The following is a 19,646-nucleotide window of genomic DNA, read 5'->3' as shown; positions in this document are numbered from 1 at the left end:
GCCGGCTAACCGGTTCCGACATGCTTTCTGACCAGGACTTCGCACAACTGAGCACCGAACGGCCGACCGCCTCGAACCGCGACCCGGAGCAGGTCCTGCACGAGGTATTTGGCTACGAATCCTTCCGCCCGCTTCAGGGCGACATCATTCGCGAAGTGATTGCGGGCCGCGATGCCCTGGTGCTGATGCCAACCGGGGGCGGTAAATCGCTGTGTTACCAGGTCCCGGCGCTGGTGCGTCCGGGCACGGCCGTGGTGGTCTCGCCGCTAATTGCACTGATGCAGGATCAGGTGGCGGCACTGAAAGAGCTGGGCGTGAAGGCCGCGTTCCTGAACTCGACCATGGATTTTGAGCAGGCCCGGGCTACCGAATACGCGTTGATGAGCGGCGAGCTGGACCTGCTGTACTGCGCCCCGGAACGCCTGATTCAGCCGCGCACCGTGGAGCTGCTGCACAACGCCTCGATTTCCCTGTTTGCGATCGACGAAGCTCACTGTGTGTCGCAGTGGGGGCACGATTTCCGCTCGGACTACCTGCAACTGAGCATGTTGGCCAGTGAGTTTCCGTCGGTCCCGCGTATTGCCCTGACCGCCACCGCCGACGAGCGCACCCGCAACGAAATCGCCGAACGCCTGTCGCTCACCGAGGCCCGGCACTTCGTCAGCGGCTTCGATCGCCCGAACATCCAGTACCGCATCGCACCTAAAACGAATGCGAACAAACAGCTGCTGGACTTTATCAAGGCCGAACATCAGGGCGATTGCGGCATTGTCTACTGCCTGTCCCGGAACAAGGTCGACGCCACCGCCCGCATGCTGGCGGACAAAGGCTACACCGCTCTGCCCTACCACGCTGGACTCCCGGCCGAAGATCGGGCCCGGCATCAGGAGCGCTTCCTGCGGGAAGACGGTGTGGTGATTGTCGCCACCATTGCCTTCGGCATGGGCATCGACAAGCCGGACGTGCGCTTCGTGGCCCACCTGGACCTGCCCAAGAGCCTGGAAGCCTACTACCAGGAAACCGGCCGTGCCGGGCGGGACGGCAAGCCTTCCACGGCCTGGATGGTGTATGGCCTGCAGGATGTCATCAAGCTGCGGCAGATGCTCGAGGCGTCCCAGGGCAATGATCACTTCAAGCGGGTGGAACGGCAGAAGCTCGACGCAATGCTGGGGTTGTGCGAGGTCACCCATTGCCGGCGGCAGGTGCTGCTACGCTATTTTGGCGACCAGCTGGAGCAGCCCTGCGGCAACTGCGATACCTGCCTGAACCCGCCGGAGACCTGGGATGGCACGGTCGCGGTCCAGAAGGCTCTGTCCTGCGTGTTCCGCACCGGCCAACGATTCGGGGTGACCTACCTGATCGACGTGCTGCGCGGCTCCGAGAGTGAACGCATCCGACAGTCCGGGCACCAGGCGGTGTCGACCTTCGGCATTGGTACTGACCTGTCCGCCAACGAATGGAAATCGGTGTTCCGGCAACTGGTGGCCAATGGCTATTTGCGAGCCGACCCCGAGGGTTACGGGGCCCTGCAGTTGACCGAGGAATGTCGGCCGCTGCTGAAGGGCGAGAAAGTGGTGCAACTGCGCAAGGACCCGGTGGTCAAGCGTTCGGGTACCCGCTCCACCGGCGCCAAAGGCGCTGCTATTCGGGATCAGATTACCGATCAGGCCGGCTGGGATGCGTTACGGGCGTGCCGGAAGGAATTGGCAGACCAGCAGGGTGTGCCGCCGTACGTCATTTTTCATGACACCACCCTGTTCGATATGCTCGAGCGCAAGCCCCGGACCCTGGAAGAATTGGGCGACGTCAGCGGTGTTGGCGCCGCCAAGCTGGAGAAGTACGGCGCCATCTTCCTGGAAGCCCTGGCCGGGCTGGACCAGCCCACCTAGACAGAGCGGGCGCCGGGCCACCGCGCCGGTTCAGTCGGCGCTTTCCTGAAAGCCCTGCTTTCTTACCCGGTAGTGCGCGATCGAGTTGGCAACGTGATTGCCCTCGTCGTCGTGCAGTTGCCCTTCCAGGGTGAATTTCGCCCGCCCGCTAGCATCCGCTTCCTTCAGAATGGCCGCGACCTCGTCCGGGGTCAGTGAGAACTCAACGGTGACGTCGGAATTGGCCGGCTGCAGGAACTGCAGCGTCATTTCCTTGAGGATCGGGGTGTACCTGGGCCCCAGATCAAACAGGGTCAGCACCCCGCCCGGAATTTCCGCGACCAGGAAATAGGCGCCGGCGTACAGGCTGCCAAAGTGGTTCTTGTTCCCTTTCAGCTTGATCCTGGCCCGGACATAACCCGGGCGCAGCGCCTCGACGCTGAACCGGTTGCGGGTCGCAAACGGGATCGACAGGCCAATGATCCGGTTGACCGCGGCGTAGCCACTGGTCTTGCGCAACCAGGCCAGCGGGTTTGCCAGAGTGGCCTCGGCGTCCGATTTGGAGACCCACTGGCCGGTCGCGCCGATGATGGTATCGATTAGTGCCATGGTGTTCCTTGCCCTCACGTCCTGTCCGGGCGTTACACCCGGAACCGGGACACATTCTGGTTAAGGGTGTGCCCGATGCTTTCGATCTGACCACTATACACGTCGTTTTCGCTCGCCGCCGCAGCCGCTTCCTGGCCCTGATCGGCAATGCGGGTGATCGAGGAATTCAGCTCTTCGGTAACGGAAGTCTGCTCCTCGGACGCGGTGGCAATCTGGGAGGTCATCTGATTGATCGAGGTGATAGCCTCGGCAATGCGGTTCAGGGCATCCATGGCATCCTGCGCCTTTTCCATGCTGACGTTGGAGACCGCCGTCGAGGCGTTCATGACCTCCACTGCGTCATGGGCGCCCTTCTGCAGACGCTCGATCATGTTGTTGATCTCCTCGGTGCTGCTTTGGGTGCGTTGCGCCAGGTTACGCACTTCATCGGCCACCACGGCAAAGCCACGACCGGCCTCACCGGCCCGGGCGGCTTCGATGGCCGCGTTCAGGGCCAGCAGGTTGGTCTGCTCAGCGATGCCCTGAATCACCTCCAGTACCGAGGTGATCGAGGTGACGTCCTGGCCAAGGGTGTTGATCACCCCGGCCGCGGAATTGATTTCCTTCGACAGCTTCTGCACCGCATCGCGGGACGCGGCGACCGTCTCCAGCGACGCCCGGCTGTCCTCGTCTGCGGTGTTGGCGGCATCGGCGGTCTGCTGGGCATTCTGGGCGATTTCGCCAGCGGCGGCGGACATCTCGTTAATGGCCGTGGCCACCATGTCGATCTCCGCCTGCTGCTGCTCCACGCTCGACCGGCTGGTGCCGGCCGTCTCACGCAGGGAGCGGACGTTACCGGACAACTCTTCAGTACCACGCTGAACGTCCCGCACCACGGTCTGGATGTTGTCCACGAAGCGATTGAAGCTGTCCGCCAACTGACCAAACTCGTCCTTGGCCTGCACGTCCAGACGCTGGGTCAGGTCGGCGTCACCACTGCCAATGTCGGCCATGGCGGTGTTCAACCGGCGCAGCGGCGCCATCAGCACCTTGATGCCCACATGCAGAATGGCCAGGGAGATCAGCAGGCCGATCAGGGCCATCACCAGGCCGGTGGTCCGGGCGCTCTGCACCGGGGCATTGATCTTGTCCTGGTTGACGAAGGTGCCCAGGTACCAGTCCACGCCCCGGGCCTCACTGATCGGGTAGAAGCTGGCGGACCAATTCTGCTCGTCGGCCTGGTATTCCAGCACCGAACCGTCCAGTGCCGGCTTGGTGCCGGTCAGGGTTTTGATGTTCTTGCCGATCAGTTTCTCGTTCGGGTGGAACAACACTGTGCCCTTGGCGTTGATGAGCGCCGCGTAGCCGGTATCCGCCAGGGTCACGGTCTTCAGGGTGTCCTCGATGGCGCCCAGGCTGATGTCCGCACCGGCCACGCCCTCGTAGGCGCCGCGCTTGACCGGCGCCAGGGTGGAAATGATGGTGTCACCGGTACTGGCGTCCTGGTAAGGCTCGGTGAACGAGGCGCGCCCCAGGCTCATGGCCTTCTTGTACCAGGGCCGGACCCGGGGATCGTAGTCCGCCGGCAGCGTGGCGTTGGCGGCCTCGGACTTCATCAGCATGTAACCGTCCGTGCGGCCCACGTAAACATCCCGGAAGCCACCACCGGTGGTGATGGCCTGCAGCACCGTGCGCGCTTCTTCGTCGGTGCCGGTTTTGGTCAGCGCCTCGGCCACCGACTCGGTCATCTGCAGACGGGTGTTGAGCCATTCGGCAATGCTGGACGTACTCTGCGCCACCGTGTCATCAATCAATGCGTCGACGTAGGTGGCGGTGGTGCGTTGCAGGCGAAGATCGCCGGACAGGGTGAAGGCGCCCATGACCAGCACCAGCAGCACGCCGAAGGCGATAAGTAGTTTTTGACCGAAAGTCAGGTTCACGTTGCATCCCTCACGGAGAGTCGTTAATTCTCGGTAGCGCGCCAGAGTACGCGGCCGAACCATTAAAGTCCGTTAAGAGTTGTTTCGGCCTGCTATGCGAAGTCTTTAACTTCATCTGATAAACTTTTGTCATCCAACGCCGATTACACTGCCTGTTGCGAATTCTCCATCTTGAACGGGAGCCGACCTGAATGGCCCATGAAGAACTGCACCTCAACCTCCGCAACCTGAAACTGGAAGACTACGATCAGCTTCGGGTCCTGATGGACCGGATCTACGACGACATTGGCGGAGCCTGGCCGAAAGAGACCATCAAGGCCCTCGTGGAGCAGTTTCCGGATGGTCAGATCTGCATCGAGGACAACGGCCAGCTGATCGCGGTCGCCCTGACGGTGTGCGTGAAGTACGAGCGCTTCAGCAACCCGCATACCTACGACGATCTGATCCTGCGCAACGAGAAGATCTGGCACAATGCCAACGGCGACTCCCTGTATGGTCTGGACGTCTTCATCCACCCGGATTTCCGCGGTTACCGGCTGGGCCGCCGGCTGTACGAAGCCCGCAAGGAACTGTGCCGCTCCATGAACCTGCGCGCCATCCTCGCGGGCGGGCGCATTCCGAGCTATCACAAGTACTCCGACCAGTACACGCCGGCCGAGTACATCCAGCGGGTGGACCGCAAGGAAATCTACGACCCGATCCTGAGCTTCCAGCTCTCGAACGATTTCCAGGTCACCCGCCTGATGCACAAGTACCTGCCCGAGGACGAAAAGTCCCTGGGCTACGCCACCCTCCTGGAGTGGCGCAACATCCTGTACACCCCGCCCTCCTCCGTGCTCAACGTCAAGAAAACCCAGGTGCGGCTCGGGGCGGTGCAGTGGCAGATGCGGGAATTCACCTCGGTTGAGGAGGTGCTCAAGCAGGTTGAATACTTTGTCGACGCCCTGTCCGACTACAAGAGTGACTTTGCGCTGTTTCCGGAGTTCTTCAACGCGCCGCTGATGGGGCTGACCGATCAGCTCGACCAGACCCGGGCGATCCGGTTCCTGGCCGGCTTCACCGAGCAGTTCCGGGACGAGATGTCGGAAATGGCGGTGAGCTACAACATCAACATCATCACCGGCTCCATGCCGTTGCTGGAAAATGACCGGGTCTACAACGTGTCTTACCTGTGCCACCGGGACGGGCGCGTGGACGAGCAGCGGAAGATCCACATTACCCCCCACGAGCGTAGGGACTGGGTAATCGAGGGTGGCAACGACTTCGAGGTGTTCGACACCGACGCCGGCCGGGTCGCAATCATGATCTGTTACGACATCGAATTCCCGGAACTGGGACGGATCGCGTCCAGTGAAGACGTCGACATCATCATGGTGCCCTTCTGGACCGACACCAAGAACGGCTACCTGCGGGTCCGGCACTGCGCCCAGGCCCGCGCCATCGAAAACGAATGCTACGTGATCATCACCGGCAGTGTCGGCAACCTGCCGAAGGTGGAGAACCTGGACGTCCAGTACGCCCAGTCATCGGTGTTCTCGCCGTCCGATTTCGCGTTCCCGCACGACGCGGTCATGGCCGAGACTACACCGAACACCGAGATGATCATGTTCTCGGACATGGACCTGGAGAAACTCAAACTGGTCCGGAACGAGGGTTCGGTCACCAACCTGAAGGACCGCCGGGTCGATATGTACGAACTCCGGAAAAAGTGATCGGAACGGGTTGATAGTTGGGAAAACGCCTGAAAGCTCGGCCATAGACGCCTGATCGCGTTGCCAAACCGGCTTTCGGTGTCTATTGTTTAGTCAATAACCGCCGGAGGATGGCGGAATGAGACGGATAGGGAAATCACAAGAGATCTATGTTGATGAATGAAGCACTGCCAGACCTAATTGCGCAATTTCGCGTCAAACAGGGCCTGTTCCGCAAGGAACTGGTGGAGGCCGCCCTGTACGAGCTGGATGCCTATGGGTGCGTCATGAAGACCGACAAGGTCTTCAATCCCGGCGACACCCTGGTGCTCGATCTTGTGATGGACATGCCCTTTGACAAGATTCGCGCCGAAGGCGTGAGTGGCCTGGTTACAGAGCGAAGAAAGCACTGCAGCAATTTCTTCTATTCCATTGATTTTGTGGAATTTGATACTGGAAGCAAGGCCCACCTTCCGGAAAAACTGCGGCGCATCCGCGAAGTGCTGTCGAAGAAGCAGTCATTGAAATCCAGGCGTTCCCCTGGGCCCATTTCCGGCCTCCGGCAAATGGCCTGATCTCCACCGTCCGTTCCTCCCCACTCCAAGGAGTTGCTTCATGGCAAAGAAAGCCAAACCGAGCGTTGATAAGATCGTCAAGAAGGTCAACAAGGAATTTGAGAAAACCTCCTCCCAGATTGAAGGGCTTGTGAACGATGCGCTCAAGCAGTTCGACAGCCTGCAGAATCAGATCCAGGAGCCGGTCCGTAAGCTGCTGAAAGAAGTCGATGAGCTACGTGAACGCGAAATGAAGCGTTTCAACGAGGAATTCGAGCGTCGGCTGAACGAATTCCATGAGCTGCAAGACAGCATCCTCGAACGCCTGGGCGTCGCGTCCAAGGAGGTAAAAGAGGATGTGAAGAAACAGGCCGAAAAGGCGGGCAGCCAGGCCAGCGCCGCTGCGCAAAAGGCTGCCCCCAAAGCGGCCCAGAAGGCTCCGGCGAAGAAAGCGCCCGCCAAAAAGGCTCCGGCCAAATCCGCCACCAAGGCCGCCAAACCGGCAGCGAAGAAAGCCCCGGCAAAAAAACCGGCTGCCAAGAAGGCTCCGGCGCGGAAGCCGGCCGCGAAGGCTGCCAAGCCCCTGGATAAGAGCGATCTTACTCTGGTGAAGGGCATTGGACCGGCAACGGCGAAAAAGATGAAAGACGCCGGCATCACCTCGATCGAACAGATTGCCAACCCATCCGCGGCCGACCAGGAAAAGCTGAAGGCCTTCTCCAGCGTCAAGGGATTTGACCAGTTCAGTACTGAAGCCAAGAAAATTCTCTGATGCAAACACCTGACCAGCCAGTCTTACGGGACATAGTCCTGATTGGCGGCGGGCACAGCCATGTCGGGGTCCTCAAGCGGTTCGCCATGAACCCGGTCCCCGGCGTGCGCCTGACCCTGATCTGCCGCGACACCCACACCCCCTACTCCGGCATGCTGCCCGGTTACGTTGCCGGCCACTACGGCTACGACGAGGTGCACATTGACCTCAGTCGACTGGCCGAGTTCGCCGGTGCCCGCTTCTACCGCGACGAAGCCATCGGCATCGACCGGGACAACAAGCGCATCCAGTGCCGTGGTCGCCCGGATGTGCCCTACGACATCCTGTCGATCAACATCGGCTCCTCTCCCCGCGTCAACGAAGTGGACGGGGCGTCGGAGCACGCGGTACCGGTCAAACCGATTACCGGCTTCAACAACCGGTGGCTGGCCTTGCTGTCCAGAATCGAGAACCACGAGGGTCCCCTGACCATTGGCGTGGTCGGTGCCGGCGCCGGTGGCGTGGAACTGACCCTGGCCATGCAGTACCGCCTGACCCGGGAACTCAAGCAGCGGGGCAAGGACCCGGATCAGTTGCACTTTCACCTGTTCGATGCCGCCGACCAGATTCTGCCGACCCACAACGCCAAGGTTCGCGAGGTATTTCGCCGGACCCTGTCGGAGCGCGGGATCAAGGTGCACCTGGGGTCACCGGTAAAACAGGTGGAAAAAGGCGTGCTGCACACCGAGTCCGGCGACTCCCTGCAAACCGACGAGGTGCTCTGGGTGACCCGAGCCGGTGGTCCGGAATGGCTGAAAGACACCGGGCTGGCCCTGGACGAGGGCCTGTTTATCCGGGTCCGGGACAGCCTGCAGGCCGAGAATGACGACAGCATCTTCGCCGCCGGCGACATTGCCAACGTCGTCAATCACCCCCGGGAAAAAGCCGGCGTCTTTGCCGTGCGCCAGGGCCCGCCCCTGGCGGACAACCTCAAGCGCCTGGCCGTGGGCAAGGCCCCTAAGCCGTTCGAGCCCCAGAAGAACTGGCTGGCGCTGATCAGCACCGGCGACAAATACGCCGTGGCGTCCCGGGGCAACCTGCAGTTTGACGGTGCCTACGTGTGGCGCTGGAAGGACTGGATTGATCGTCGGTTCATGAAGAAGTTCAACGACCTGCCCGAGATGCAGGACGAGGCGAAGCTGCCCGACACGGCTGCAGCACAGAACCCGGAGGAAGCCTCCCAGGCCATCTCCGCCGTGGCCATGCGCTGTGGCGGGTGTGGTGCCAAGGTTGGCAGCACGGTGCTGTCCCGGGCCCTCGGCGAGCTGAAACCGATTGAACGGGATGACATTGTCATCGGCCTGCACGCCCCGGACGATGCGGCGGTGCTCAGGGTGCCGCCGGGCAAGGCGGTGGTGCACACCGTCGATTTCTTCCGGGCCTTCATTGACGACCCCTACGTGTTTGGCCGGGTCGCTGCCAATCACAGCCTGGGCGATGTCTTTGCCATGGGCGCCGAAGCCCAGAGCGCCACGGCCGTGGCCACGGTGCCCTACGGGATTGAGTCCAAGGTCGAGGACGTGGTCTACCAGATGATGTCCGGCGCGGTGGAAGTGTTGAACGAGGCCGGTTGCGCGCTGGTCGGCGGCCACACCGGCGAAGGCAAGGAGTTGGCCCTGGGCTTTGCGGTCAATGGCCTGATCGATCCCGACGAAGTCATGAGCAAGGGCGGCCTGCGCGCGGGCGATGCCCTGATCCTGACCAAACCCATTGGTACCGGCACCCTGTTCGCCGCCCATGCCCGGCTTGCAGCTCGAGGCCGGTGGATCGACAGCGCCCTGGCCTCGATGGTGCAGTCCAACAAGTTGGCGGCCGAATGCCTGCGCCGCTATGGCTCCCGGGCCTGCACCGACGTCACCGGTTTCGGCCTGCTGGGCCACCTGGTCGAGATGACCCGACCGTCCGGCGTCGACGCCGAGCTCAACCTGTCCGCCATCCCGGTCCTGCCAGGCGCAGAAGAAACCGCTGCCGCCGGCATTCTCAGCTCATTGCAGCCGGCCAACATCCGCCTGCGCCGCGGCATTCGGGATCAGGAAAAATGGATCAAGCATCCCCGCTATCCCCTGATCTTCGACCCGCAGACCGCGGGAGGCCTGCTGGCCAGCGTGGCTGCCGATCAGGCCGAGGACTGCGTGCGCGAGCTCAAGGCCCTGGGCTATCCGCACACGGCCATCATCGGCCGCATCCTGCCCCAGGACCTGGAAGGCGCCATCGAGCCCATCTCCCTGCGGGACTGATGCTTATGAGCGGCGCTGGACCGCCAGTGCTAGCGCCCGCTCCAGGGATGCCTGCTCGGTCTCCGGGGTAAACCGGGCCGCAGTTGCATCAACCTCTGCCGTTAAGGTTTCCAGAAAGCCCGGCTCGGTTTCCGCCCGCAGCATCAAGCTGGCCAGGGCGGCATCGTCGCCGGCGGGGAAATACCCGGGGTAATCCTCCCCGAGCAAGCCCCGGTTGCCGGAAATGTCGGATGCCAAAATGGGCAGCCCCATCCGGCAGGCTTCCGACACCACGTTGGCGCCCCCCTCCATCACCGAGCTGATGACCATCACCCGGGAGTTCTGCATCAGGCGCTGGCTCGCACGCCGGTCCAGCTCACCGAGCCAGTGGAAACGGGCATTGGCGGCCTGCTCTGCCTGGGCGGCAGCCTGCCAGTCAGGCGTATGGGCCTTGCCCGCGTTCACCACGGTAATTTCGGAGGTCTTCGGCAGTAAGCGAGCGGCTTGTGCTGCCCGCAGGGAATCCTTTTCCCGCCTGAGATGGCCGATCACGCACACCTGGAAAGCGCCGTCTGCAGGCCCGGCACGGCGTCTGGCCACCTGCTCCGCCGATTGCAGCACGGTCACCAGTTTGTCGCTGAACTCCTCGGGAATGTCCCGGGCCACAAGGTCATGCAGGCCAATCAGGCAATCGGCTTGCTTCATGCTGTAGAGGGTGTCGTCAGGACAGCGGTGTTGGTGGTCGTAGATATCGGTGCCGGTGAGCACCACGATCAGTGGTCTATTCGGAAAGGTGTCGCGGAACCGCCTTACCGCCTTGTGGCTGCGCCAAGCGTGCAGTGCGATCAGCACATCGCAGGGCTCACCCTGGTAGTCGGTGACAACCTTGACCTCATGGCCCGCCTGGTTCAAAAGACGCTCCCACCGTTCAGCGGTCGCTCGATTGCCGGCCTTCGAGCCGGGCGGTGCGGGTGTAATCAGAGTGATCTGCATGGCGGCTGAATTCCTGGTCGTGGGTTCGCGACAATCATTTTTTCGCCCGGCTGCACTTTTTCTGGCTTGCAATCGTATAGCTGTTCCGAGTCGTCGTAAATCACGGTATGCTGATGAAGCCAGTATTTTCGGCACTTTACAACTCAAAAGAACGAACCATCCCCGGTAAGAAAGGACCCTATAATGGCTCTGAATATGATACGGAAATTGGCCGCTGCAAGTGTCTTGCTGTTGTCTTGTTCGGCCGCTGTTTCAGCCCAAACTCTGGTGTTCACTGCGATTCCTGACGAAGATGAAACCAAGCTGGTTGAGCGCTTCCGTGGCATTGCCGACTACCTGTCAGAAAACCTCGACGTGGACGTCCGCTACATCCCGGTGAAATCCTACGCTGCTGCCGTATCCGCATTCCGCAACAACCAGGTCCAGCTGGCCTGGTTTGGTGGCTTGTCCGGCGTTCAGGCGCGTTCCCTGGTACCCGGCTCCCAGGCCATCGCCCAGGGCGTGGAGGACCAGGCGTTCTATTCTCATATCATTGCCCACAAGAGCACCGGCCTGGACGAGGCGGAAAACCTGCCTGAGGACCTGCGCGGCAAAACCTTCACCTTTGGCTCCAAAGGCTCCACCTCCGGCCGCCTGATCCCAGAGTACTACATCCGCGAAGCCTTCAACGAGGCGCCGGACGAGGTGTTCTCACGGGTCGGTTTCAGCGGCAACCACACCCGCACCCTGCGTCTGGTCGAAGCTGGCACCTATGAAGTCGGAGCGATCAACTTTGCGGTCTGGGACAAGGAAACCAAGGATGGCAACGTCGACACCGATGCCGTCAAGGTGATCTGGACCACGCCCAGCTATCCCAACTACCAGTGGAGCATTCGCGGTGATGCGGACGAGACCTTCGGTGACGGCTTTACCGATCGCGTTCAGCAGGCGCTGTTGAACATGAAGGATAAGGAACTGCTGGACAGCTTCCCGCGTTCCGGTTTTATCCCGGTATCCAACGACGCCTATAAGCCGATCGAAGTGGTAGGAAAGCAGATCGGAATCATCGATTAATGTCAGGATTTGATCTATCGGGCCTAGCGGCCTCGTTTGGAGGGGAGCGGGTGATTGGCCCGCTTTCCCTCCAAGTGAAAGAAGGAGAGCGAGTTGCGCTGGTCGGTAAGAGCGGCGCGGGAAAGTCGACACTGATCAGCCTGATCCATCAGCAGGTTGGCCGCAGTTCTTCCCTGGTCCCACAGGACCTGGGCTTGGTGAACGCCCTGCCGGTGTTCCACAACGTATTCATGGGTCAGCTGGATGCCCACCCAACCTGGTACAACACCCTCACCCTGATTCGCCCCTTCGCCAAAGATTCCGCCGCCGTGCGCGCGCTGCTGAAAGAGCTGTCGATGCCCGAGAAGATCTGGGTCCCCACGGCATCCCTGTCCGGTGGCCAACGGCAGCGGGTCGCGATCGCCAGGGCGGTGTTTCGCGAGGCGGACATGCTCTTGGCGGATGAGCCTGTGTCCGCATTGGATGGGCCCATGTCGCACCTGGTCATGAAACTGATCAACCAGCGCTTTGCCACCAGTGTAGTGGCCCTGCACGATGTGGATCTGGCGTTGCAGTACTGCACCCGTATCGTTGGCATTCAGGACGGACAGATTGCCCTGGATGAACACAGCGAGCGACTGACCTCCGCCGACATTACCCCACTGTACTGACGGCTCCCATGTTCTCTTCACCCACGGTTCGAGTCAGCTTTCTCTTCGTCGCCATTGCCCTGGTCGGGCTGGTGTTTGCTGACATCGCCATCACCGCCGCCAACCCGTGGAAGGACCTCGGCCGGTTCTTCATGGGCGTGGTGACACCGGATTTCTTCAGCTCCGAGGGCGTTGCCCTGGCGCTGTTGCGAACGGTGGCCTTCGCGTTCGTGGGTGTGGCCCTGGGCAGCATGGTCGGTTTCGTGCTGTCGCTGGTGTATCGGAACCCGGTGGTTCGCACCTTCTGCGCGTTCATCCGCGCCATTCATGAGCTGTTCTGGGCGCTCATTTTCCTGCAGTTTTTCGGCTTTCACCCGCTCACCGGCGTGCTGGCGATTGCCATTCCCTACGCCGGCATCTTCGCCAAGGTGTATTCCGAGATTTTCGAAGAGGCAGACCCAACCCCCGGCCGCCTGCTGCCGCCGGGCACTGGCGTGGTGTCTGCGTTCCTGTACACCCGCATTCCGGACTGCTGGGTTCAATTAAGAACCTACACCGCCTACCGGCTAGAGTGTGGTTTGCGCTCGAGCGCGATCCTGGGCTTTGTCGGTCTACCCACCCTTGGCTTTTTCCTGGAATCTGCGTTTTCCCAGGGCCATTACTCCGAAGCCGGGGCCATGCTCATTCTGTTTTATGTGCTGATTGCCACCATGCCGCTCTGGGTCAGGCCCAAGCTGCTCCCGGTCTACATACTCGGGGCGCCCTTCTTTCTCGGTGAGGGCCTGCCCATCGTCTGGGGCAATGTGCAGCGTTTCTTTACCCAGGACATCCTGCCCTCGCCCCTGCGCAATGGTGACGGCATTGGCGGCCTGCTCCCGTGGCTCGGGGATGTGATGGCGACCGAAGCCCTGCCGGGCATCTGGAACACCGTCATTCTGACCCAGATTGCCCTGGTAGCCACCGGCATCCTTGCGCTCCTGGCGTTTCCGCTGATCTCGAATCACTTCGGCGGGCCGGTCCGCCGCACCGGCGGGCACGTGTTTCTGGTGATTGCCCGCTCTACCCCGGAATACATCCTGGCGTACATCCTGCTGCAGCTCTGGGGGCCGTCGATGCTGCCCGCGGTCATTGCCCTGGCGTTGCACAATGGCGGCATCATCGGGCACCTGATCGGCCGGCAATCCAGCGCGATACAACTGCGCCCCGATGCGGCGGCCGGTTTCAATCGCTATACCTACGAGCTGGTACCCCGGGTGTATCGGGCGTTCCTGGCGTTCCTGTTCTATCGATGGGAAATCATCATGCGGGAAACCGCGATTCTGGGCATTCTGGGTATCTACACCCTCGGCTTCTATGTCGACAGCGCCATTCAAAACATCCAGTTTGACCGGGCCATGGTGCTGATCATCATCACCGCGCTGCTGAATATCGGAGTGGACGCCCTCGGCCGCTTGATCCGCCGCAAGCTGGCGTTGCAGACCATGCCCACCTGCTAGGCAGGCTGGCTGCGATTTTCATCACAGTTCCGTCATTAGGGTCAACCCATTGACCGAATCTGCCGAGTCGATCGCCCTCCCCTCAGTTACCTTTCGTTACAATTCGCACAACTGATAACGAGCCAGGGAAAGTGAATCATGGTCGAAGGTTTGGTTGCCGTTACCCAGGTGGGATTGCTCGCGCTGATCCTGCTGATGGCGTTTCGGGTTGTGACACTGGTGCGCTCTGCGCCTTTGACCGGCACCGTGGTCGCTACCCCGTCCCCGGCGGGTGCGGTCGTCCGTAGAGAGCCTGCGACGGTGGCATCAGTGTCTGCGGGAGATCGGGCCGAACTCTACACCCAGCTGCACATCCTCGCCGGGTTGCAGGAACGGGACTGCCGCAGCAATGGTCTGGACCTGACCCAGGCGCCGGCGGCGGTGAAGGGGTATGCGGTGACCTGGCTCTATGGCGCAGCCTGCGCCCTGTGCGGCCAGTCGGCCAGGCATTCAGGCGCACTCACGGATCTGGTGGGCCAGATCGGCCATCGGAAACTGGGCGTTGGCGAGGCCGAGGCGTTGCACACCATCGATGCGTTGACCGGGAGCACCGTTCAGCTGGCCTGTTACCGCAGTGGCCTGGAGGGAGCGGAGTTCTGGCGCGAGCACCAGTACGTGTCGCCCCGGCAAAGCCTTTACACGGCGATCACGTCGAACGCGTTTATTTGACCGCCGCTTGAGCGGCACTGGTGTCCAGGGTCCAGTTGGTGCCCAGGGGTACGGCGTCGGCGGTGTGGCCGGCATCCACGGCGGCGCCGGCAATGGCGGGCTTGCTGAACGTGCCCTCTTCGGTCGGTTTCATGGTGTCTACATCGACCGAGCGCACCAGGTAGGTCTGGCCGTCAGAGATGACTCGGGCCCGGTGGGTCAGGCCAAATACGAACCGGCAATAATCCAGTTTCAGTTGCACCAGATCCTGCTCGGCCTTGCGGATCTTCCTCAGTAGTACCTTCTGAACGCTGTCACCGTATTCCATCGCCGCTTCCCTGAACTTTGGTTATTTTTCGGAATTCTACACCATCTCCCCACGCTGTCAGCCGCGGCATCGCCGAGGTTTGCGGCCGATCACAGGTCGTGGGCCTGGAACACCAGTGTCGCCGGCGCGCCGCCAGTGGGTTGGCTGCCCTGCTGCAGATCGACACGCCAGCGCATGTCCGCCCCGGTGCTGCACACGGGCGCATCAAAGCGGGCCAGGTAACGGCCGTCACCCTGATGCTTCAGGGGTACCGGGTACTCGCCCATGTACATGGATTCGCCGCGCAACACCGCGACCAGTCCCTCTGGCTGCCCGGGGGCCGAGATCGACAGCTGGTAATCGCCCGATGGGTTTTCCTCGCCCAGCACCTGAAGTTGTGCCGACCAGGGCCCACCCTTCCCGGACCACCGGCAGGCCTGCGTCAACAGGTCGCAGGGTGCGCCGTCGCCGGCACCGACTGCGTTTTCGGTGCCGTCCGATCTCAATAACTGGGGGCCAAAAACCGCGGCCACCAGCAGCAGCAACATCAATCCCACCACGGCGAAAGCTCGTAACATAGTCTTACCTCAAGCGCTGACCGCGGCATTATGGGGGTTATCCGCACTCAGGCAAAGCTTTCTAAACTGTCGGCAGTCATGAGAAAATACCGCGCTTTCGATTCTGGCCCATCATCAAGACAGGATACGCCCGTGCAGCCGGACATTTCCGTTAAGCACCTTAGCAAGGTCTATGGTGACGGTTTTCAGGCCCTGAAGGACATCAACCTGGAGATCAACCGGGGCGAAATTTTCGCCCTTCTCGGCCCGAACGGTGCCGGTAAAACCACCCTGATCAGCATCATCTGCGGCATCGTGAATCTGTCCCAGGGCACCGTCGAGGCCGCCGGCCACGACATCGTCAAGGACTACCGCAAGGCGCGCCAGTCCATCGGTCTGGTGCCCCAGGAGTTGAACACCGATTCCTTCGAGACCGTGTGGGATGCGGTGTCATTCAGTCGGGGTCTGTTCGGCAAGGCTCCGAAGCCCGCGCACATCGAAAAGGTCCTGAAAGACCTGTCTCTGTGGGACAAGCGCAACAACCGGATCATGTCCCTGTCCGGAGGCATGAAGCGCCGGGTGATGATCGCCAAGGCGCTTTCCCACGAGCCCCAGATCCTGTTCCTCGACGAGCCTACCGCCGGCGTGGATGTCGAGCTGCGCCGCGACATGTGGGACATGGTCCGGAAACTCCGGGAAAACGGCGTCACCATCATCCTCACCACCCACTACATCGAGGAAGCCGAGGAGATGGCGGATCGGATCGGCGTGATCCGCCAGGGCGAGATCATCCTGGTCGAGGATAAGTCCCAGTTGATGAGCAAGCTCGGCAAAAAGGAGCTGCGCCTGCAACTGCAAAGCAAGTTGAACCGCATGCCGGGCCAGCTCACCCTCGAGCCGATCGAACTGTCCGATGACGGCTACGAGCTGATCTACACCTTCGATTCGCAGCAGGAACAGGCCGGCGTTGCCCGCCTGCTCCGTACCCTGGGCGACCTGGGCATCGAGTATCGGGACCTGCAGACCCGCGAGAGTTCCCTGGAAGAGATTTTCGTCGGCCTGGTGCACGAGTAGGTCCAGCCGAATTTACGGAGAAAGTCATGAACCTTTACGGCGTTCGCGCTATTTACCAGTTTGAAATGGCCCGCATGAAACGCACGGTGATGCAGAGCGTGCTGTCGCCGGTCATTTCCACCTGCCTGTATTTCGTGGTGTTTGGCTCGGCCATCGGCGCCCGCATGGGCGATATCGACAACATCAGCTACGGGGCCTACATCATTCCCGGCCTGGTCATGCTATCGCTGCTGATGCAGAGCATCTCCAACGCCTCCTTCGGCATCTACATGCCGAAATTCTCCGGCACCATCTACGAGGTATTGTCCGCGCCCGTGTCCTACGTCGAGGTGGTACTCGGCTACGTCGGCGCCGCCGCCACCAAATCCGTTTTCCTCGGGCTGATCATCCTGGCGACGGCCCGGCTGTTCGTCGATTACGACGTGCTGCACCCGTTCTGGATGCTCTCGTTCCTGGTGCTGACCTCGGTCACCTTCAGCCTGTTCGGCTTCATCATCGGGATCTGGGCCGACGGCTTCGAGAAACTGCAGATCGTGCCCATGATGATCGTGACTCCCCTGGTGTTCCTCGGCGGCACCTTTTACTCGATCGATATGCTGCCACCGATCTGGCAGACCATCAGCCTGTTCAACCCGGTGGTGTATCTGATCAGCGGCTTCCGCTGGGCTTTCTACGGCGTCTCCGACGTGCACGTGGGTATCAGCGTGGCCATGACCCTGGTGTTCCTGACCGCCTGCATGGTCGCAGTCTGGTACATCTTCAAGACCGGCTATCGCCTGCGGTCATGAAGTTCGTCGCGGGTGCCGTCGTTGCCGCCCTTGTCGGTCTGACAGCCCTGGTCGCCGTCAGCCATGGGGCAGCGGTGACCCCGCAACCTGAGCTGCGCACCGTCGAGGCCTGCTTTCAGACCGGAGAGCGAGCGGTGCCGGTGCTGTTGGAGGTGGCGAGCAGCCGCCAGGAGCGCCAGAAAGGCCTGATGGGCCGGGACGCCCTGGCGCGGGACACCGGCATGCTGTTCCAGTACCGCCATGCCCAAGGGCCGGACCGGGGCTTCTGGATGCACAACACGCGGCTGCCGCTCGATATCGCCTACCTGAACGCGGAAGGCCGGATTGGCAGCATCGTGCCCATGGCCCCCTGCACCTCGTCCCGGGGTGCCGACTGCCCCACCTACCCGGCCGGCGTCAGCTTTATCTACGCGGTGGAAATGAACCAGGGTTTTTTCGACAGGCATGGCCTTGAGGTCGGCGATCCCCTGTTGACGGGCAGCGAGCACTGCCCGGATCGCTGAGGATTCGGGCTGTCCGGCGAGATCAGAGGTCGTTCCATTCCGGTTTGCGCTTGTCCAGGAACGCGCAGATGCCCTCTTTGGCGTCCACCGCCTGCAGGTTCTCCGCCATCACCTGGGACGTGAAATCGTAGGCCTCGCCCAGAGGCAGCTCCAGTTGCCGGTAAAACGCCTCCTTGCCGATTTTCAGGGTGTGGCTGGATTTGTCGGCGATGGTGCGAGCCATCCGGTACACGGTTTCATCCAGAATCTGCTCATCCACGGCGCGGTTGATCAGGCCAATGGCCTCGGCCCGCACCGCCCCGATCATCTCGCCGGTCAGCAACATCTCCATGGCGTGCTTGCGCGACACGTTGCGCGACAGGGCCACCATCGGCGTGGAACAGAACAGGCCGATGTTGACCCCGGGGGTGGCGAAACGTGCCGTGTCCGCGGCCACGGCCAGATCACAGCTGGCGACGAGCTGACAGCCGGCGGCGGTGGCGACCCCCGCCACCCGGGCGATGACCGGTTTGGGCAGGTTGACGATCTGCTGCATCACCTTGCTGCACTGCTCGAACAGGGCCAGCTGGAACTCGTGGGCGTCAAAATTCTCCCGGATTTCCCGCAGGTCGTGACCGGCACAGAACACGTTGCCGTGGGCGGCCAGCACCAGCACCCGCGTTTCGGTGTCCTGGGCAATGGTGTCCAGGTCCTCCGACAACTGCTGCAGCATCGCCATCGACAGGCTGTTGCGGCGCTGCGGCTGATTGAGTGTCAGTGTGGTGATTCCATTGTCGCTGTATTTGCGTACCAGCGGCTCCATGTCGGCCATGTGCGCCCCTCCCGGTGTTCTTTGGTTGGTATTGGTTATTAAGCTCAGTATTGACCAGGGCACCGAAGCTGTCGAAACGACCTTGGTCCAAAGCCCGCGCCATTGCCAACGTCATGATCCTGAAGGCGAGGACTGGAATTGCTATCATCGGCGGCAGCCGCTGTTCGGCACCACCCGTTCTCAAGCCTCATGGGGAGACGCACTTGCACGCTACGCGCATCAAGGGATTGACCATCGCCGCCGTTGGGGTCCTGTTCATCACGCCGGATGCCCTCCTGGTCAAGATCACCTCGGTCGACCCGGTGGTCTTCCTGTTCTGGCGCGGGTTGCTGCTGGCGCTCAGCTTCCTGATGATCAACAGCTGTCGCTACGGCGCCGGATTGCTGGATGAGATGAAGCGCTGCGGCTGGAAAGGCTGGTTCTGTGCCCTGGCCTTTGCCGTCAGCACCCTGGGCTTTGTGGTGGGCATGAAGAACACCGCCGCCGGCAATGTGCTGGTAATCCTGAACACCGCGCCGGTGATCGCCGCCCTCATCGCCTGGGTGGTCTGGCGCGAAGTGCTGCCGCTGCGAACCTGGGTGATCATCGGGGTGTGTGTGGCGGGCGCCACCATCATGGCGTGGGGCGAATGGGGCCGGGGTGAACCTCTGGGCATGATCATGGCGGTGACCGCCGCCACTGCCCTGGCGGCCAACCTGAACGTGGCCCGCTCCCACCCGGACGCGGACATGAGCGTGATGCTGATGTTCGGCGCCCTGGTCCTGGCCGCCATCGCCGCCGGCTTTGGCGGAGCCCAGTTGCCCTCAGCCCGGGACAGTTTCTTCATCGGCCTGCTGTGCCTGGTGTTCCTGCCGGTCGCCGCCACCCTGATCCAGATTGGCCCCCGCTACATCCCGGCGGCGGAGGTCAGCATGATGCTGTTGCTGGAAACCGTAATCGGTGCCTTCCTGGTTTGGTTGGTGCTTGGCGAAGTGCCGACCACCCTCAGCCTGATCGGTGGGGTGATCGTGTTCTCGGCCCTGCTCGCCCACGGCTGGATTGAGGTCAGCCGGTTCCGTAAGGCACGCCTGAACGGCTGAG

Annotated in this window: 19 protein-coding genes; 13 read left to right on the top strand and 6 right to left on the bottom strand. The window is 61.8% G+C overall.

Annotation, left to right across the window (positions count from 1 at the left end; all coding sequences use genetic code 11):
• The first annotated feature begins 20 nt into the window (after window positions 1-20).
• Complete coding sequence (recQ, locus tag U5822_RS15290) at window positions 21-1,889, top strand: DNA helicase RecQ (protein ID WP_322856473.1); 1,869 nt, start codon at window positions 21-23, stop codon at window positions 1,887-1,889.
• Between the two features lie 30 nt (window positions 1,890-1,919).
• Here recQ and U5822_RS15285 read toward each other — a convergent pair whose 3' ends face one another.
• Together U5822_RS15285 and U5822_RS15280 are read right to left on the bottom strand one after the other, a co-directional pair.
• Complete coding sequence (locus tag U5822_RS15285) at window positions 1,920-2,477, bottom strand: YiiD C-terminal domain-containing protein (protein ID WP_322856472.1); 558 nt, start codon at window positions 2,475-2,477, stop codon at window positions 1,920-1,922.
• Window positions 2,478-2,509: 32 nt separating this feature from the next.
• The gene (locus U5822_RS15280) at window positions 2,510-4,396 is read right to left on the bottom strand and encodes a methyl-accepting chemotaxis protein (RefSeq protein WP_322856471.1); all 1,887 of its coding nucleotides are present in this window, start codon (window positions 4,394-4,396) and stop codon (window positions 2,510-2,512) included.
• A 191-nt stretch (window positions 4,397-4,587) separates the two neighbouring features.
• On the opposite strand from U5822_RS15280, the gene U5822_RS15275 reads away from it, so the two are divergent.
• From U5822_RS15275 to selD, 4 genes are all read left to right on the top strand, one after another.
• Entirely contained in the window at window positions 4,588-6,108 is a 1,521-nt protein-coding gene (locus tag U5822_RS15275; protein WP_322856470.1) for a bifunctional GNAT family N-acetyltransferase/carbon-nitrogen hydrolase family protein, read from the top strand.
• 155 nt (window positions 6,109-6,263) lie between these two features.
• Window positions 6,264-6,662, top strand: a complete 399-nt coding sequence (locus tag U5822_RS15270) for a hypothetical protein (protein ID WP_322856469.1) — start codon at window positions 6,264-6,266, stop codon at window positions 6,660-6,662.
• Between the two features lie 40 nt (window positions 6,663-6,702).
• Window positions 6,703-7,413: a helix-hairpin-helix domain-containing protein gene (locus U5822_RS15265; protein WP_322856468.1), complete on the top strand. Its 711-nt coding sequence runs from the start codon at window positions 6,703-6,705 to the stop codon at window positions 7,411-7,413.
• Window positions 7,413-9,689 (top strand): selenide, water dikinase SelD, encoded by a 2,277-nt coding sequence (gene selD, locus U5822_RS15260; protein ID WP_322856467.1) that lies wholly within the window; start codon window positions 7,413-7,415, stop codon window positions 9,687-9,689. The genes U5822_RS15265 and selD overlap by 1 nt, the downstream gene beginning before the upstream one ends.
• Before the next feature lie 3 nt (window positions 9,690-9,692).
• On the opposite strand, the gene senB is transcribed toward selD, so the two are convergent.
• Window positions 9,693-10,661, bottom strand: coding sequence for a selenoneine biosynthesis selenosugar synthase SenB (senB, locus tag U5822_RS15255; RefSeq protein WP_322856466.1), 969 nt, complete (start codon window positions 10,659-10,661; stop codon window positions 9,693-9,695).
• 183 nt (window positions 10,662-10,844) lie between these two features.
• Here senB and U5822_RS15250 point away from each other — a divergent pair, with 183 nt between their 5' ends.
• The 4 genes from U5822_RS15250 (at window position 10,845) to U5822_RS15235 (ending at window position 14,547) form a co-directional block, all read left to right on the top strand.
• Entirely contained in the window at window positions 10,845-11,714 is an 870-nt protein-coding gene (locus U5822_RS15250; RefSeq protein ID WP_322856465.1) for a putative selenate ABC transporter substrate-binding protein, read from the top strand.
• Window positions 11,714-12,364, top strand: coding sequence for an ATP-binding cassette domain-containing protein (locus tag U5822_RS15245; RefSeq protein WP_322856464.1), 651 nt, complete (start codon window positions 11,714-11,716; stop codon window positions 12,362-12,364). Before U5822_RS15250 ends, U5822_RS15245 begins: the two co-directional genes overlap by 1 nt.
• Before the next feature lie 8 nt (window positions 12,365-12,372).
• Window positions 12,373-13,839 (top strand): PhnE/PtxC family ABC transporter permease, encoded by a 1,467-nt coding sequence (locus U5822_RS15240; protein ID WP_322856463.1) that lies wholly within the window; start codon window positions 12,373-12,375, stop codon window positions 13,837-13,839.
• Between the two features lie 138 nt (window positions 13,840-13,977).
• Window positions 13,978-14,547 carry a hypothetical protein gene (locus U5822_RS15235; protein WP_322856462.1) on the top strand — a complete coding sequence of 190 codons (570 nt, stop codon included), beginning with the start codon at window positions 13,978-13,980 and terminating at the stop codon, window positions 14,545-14,547.
• Here U5822_RS15235 and U5822_RS15230 read toward each other — a convergent pair.
• Both U5822_RS15230 and U5822_RS15225 read right to left on the bottom strand, forming a co-directional pair.
• Window positions 14,540-14,854: a hypothetical protein gene (locus U5822_RS15230; RefSeq protein WP_322856461.1), complete on the bottom strand. Its 315-nt coding sequence runs from the start codon at window positions 14,852-14,854 to the stop codon at window positions 14,540-14,542. The two genes, U5822_RS15235 and U5822_RS15230, sit on opposite strands and share 8 nt — an antisense overlap.
• Before the next feature lie 89 nt (window positions 14,855-14,943).
• Window positions 14,944-15,411 carry a hypothetical protein gene (locus U5822_RS15225; RefSeq protein ID WP_322856460.1) on the bottom strand — a complete coding sequence of 156 codons (468 nt, stop codon included), beginning with the start codon at window positions 15,409-15,411 and terminating at the stop codon, window positions 14,944-14,946.
• A 132-nt stretch (window positions 15,412-15,543) separates the two neighbouring features.
• Here U5822_RS15225 and U5822_RS15220 point away from each other — a divergent pair, with 132 nt between their 5' ends.
• From U5822_RS15220 to U5822_RS15210, 3 genes are read left to right on the top strand one after another with little or no spacing between them, the layout of a single operon-like run.
• Window positions 15,544-16,464: an ABC transporter ATP-binding protein gene (locus tag U5822_RS15220; RefSeq protein ID WP_322856459.1), complete on the top strand. Its 921-nt coding sequence runs from the start codon at window positions 15,544-15,546 to the stop codon at window positions 16,462-16,464.
• Between the two features lie 26 nt (window positions 16,465-16,490).
• Window positions 16,491-17,252, top strand: coding sequence for an ABC transporter permease (locus tag U5822_RS15215; protein WP_322856458.1), 762 nt, complete (start codon window positions 16,491-16,493; stop codon window positions 17,250-17,252).
• Window positions 17,249-17,755 (top strand): DUF192 domain-containing protein, encoded by a 507-nt coding sequence (locus tag U5822_RS15210; RefSeq protein WP_322856457.1) that lies wholly within the window; start codon window positions 17,249-17,251, stop codon window positions 17,753-17,755. Before U5822_RS15215 ends, U5822_RS15210 begins: the two co-directional genes overlap by 4 nt.
• A gap of 22 nt (window positions 17,756-17,777) precedes the next feature.
• Here U5822_RS15210 and U5822_RS15205 read toward each other — a convergent pair whose 3' ends face one another.
• On the bottom strand, window positions 17,778-18,566 hold the full coding sequence (locus U5822_RS15205) for an enoyl-CoA hydratase (protein WP_322856456.1): 789 nt from the start codon (window positions 18,564-18,566) through the stop codon (window positions 17,778-17,780).
• A 203-nt stretch (window positions 18,567-18,769) separates the two neighbouring features.
• Between U5822_RS15205 and U5822_RS15200 the strand changes: the two genes are divergently transcribed.
• The gene (locus U5822_RS15200; protein WP_322856455.1) at window positions 18,770-19,645 is read left to right on the top strand and encodes a DMT family transporter; all 876 of its coding nucleotides are present in this window, start codon (window positions 18,770-18,772) and stop codon (window positions 19,643-19,645) included.
• The last annotated feature ends 1 nt before the right edge of the window (window position 19,646 follow it).

It is taken from the genome of Marinobacter qingdaonensis (genome assembly GCF_034555935.1).
Classification (GTDB): domain Bacteria; phylum Pseudomonadota; class Gammaproteobacteria; order Pseudomonadales; family Oleiphilaceae; genus Marinobacter; species Marinobacter qingdaonensis.
Note: the sequence above shows the minus strand (reverse complement) of the source record. Positions and strands in the feature narration are given on the sequence as shown.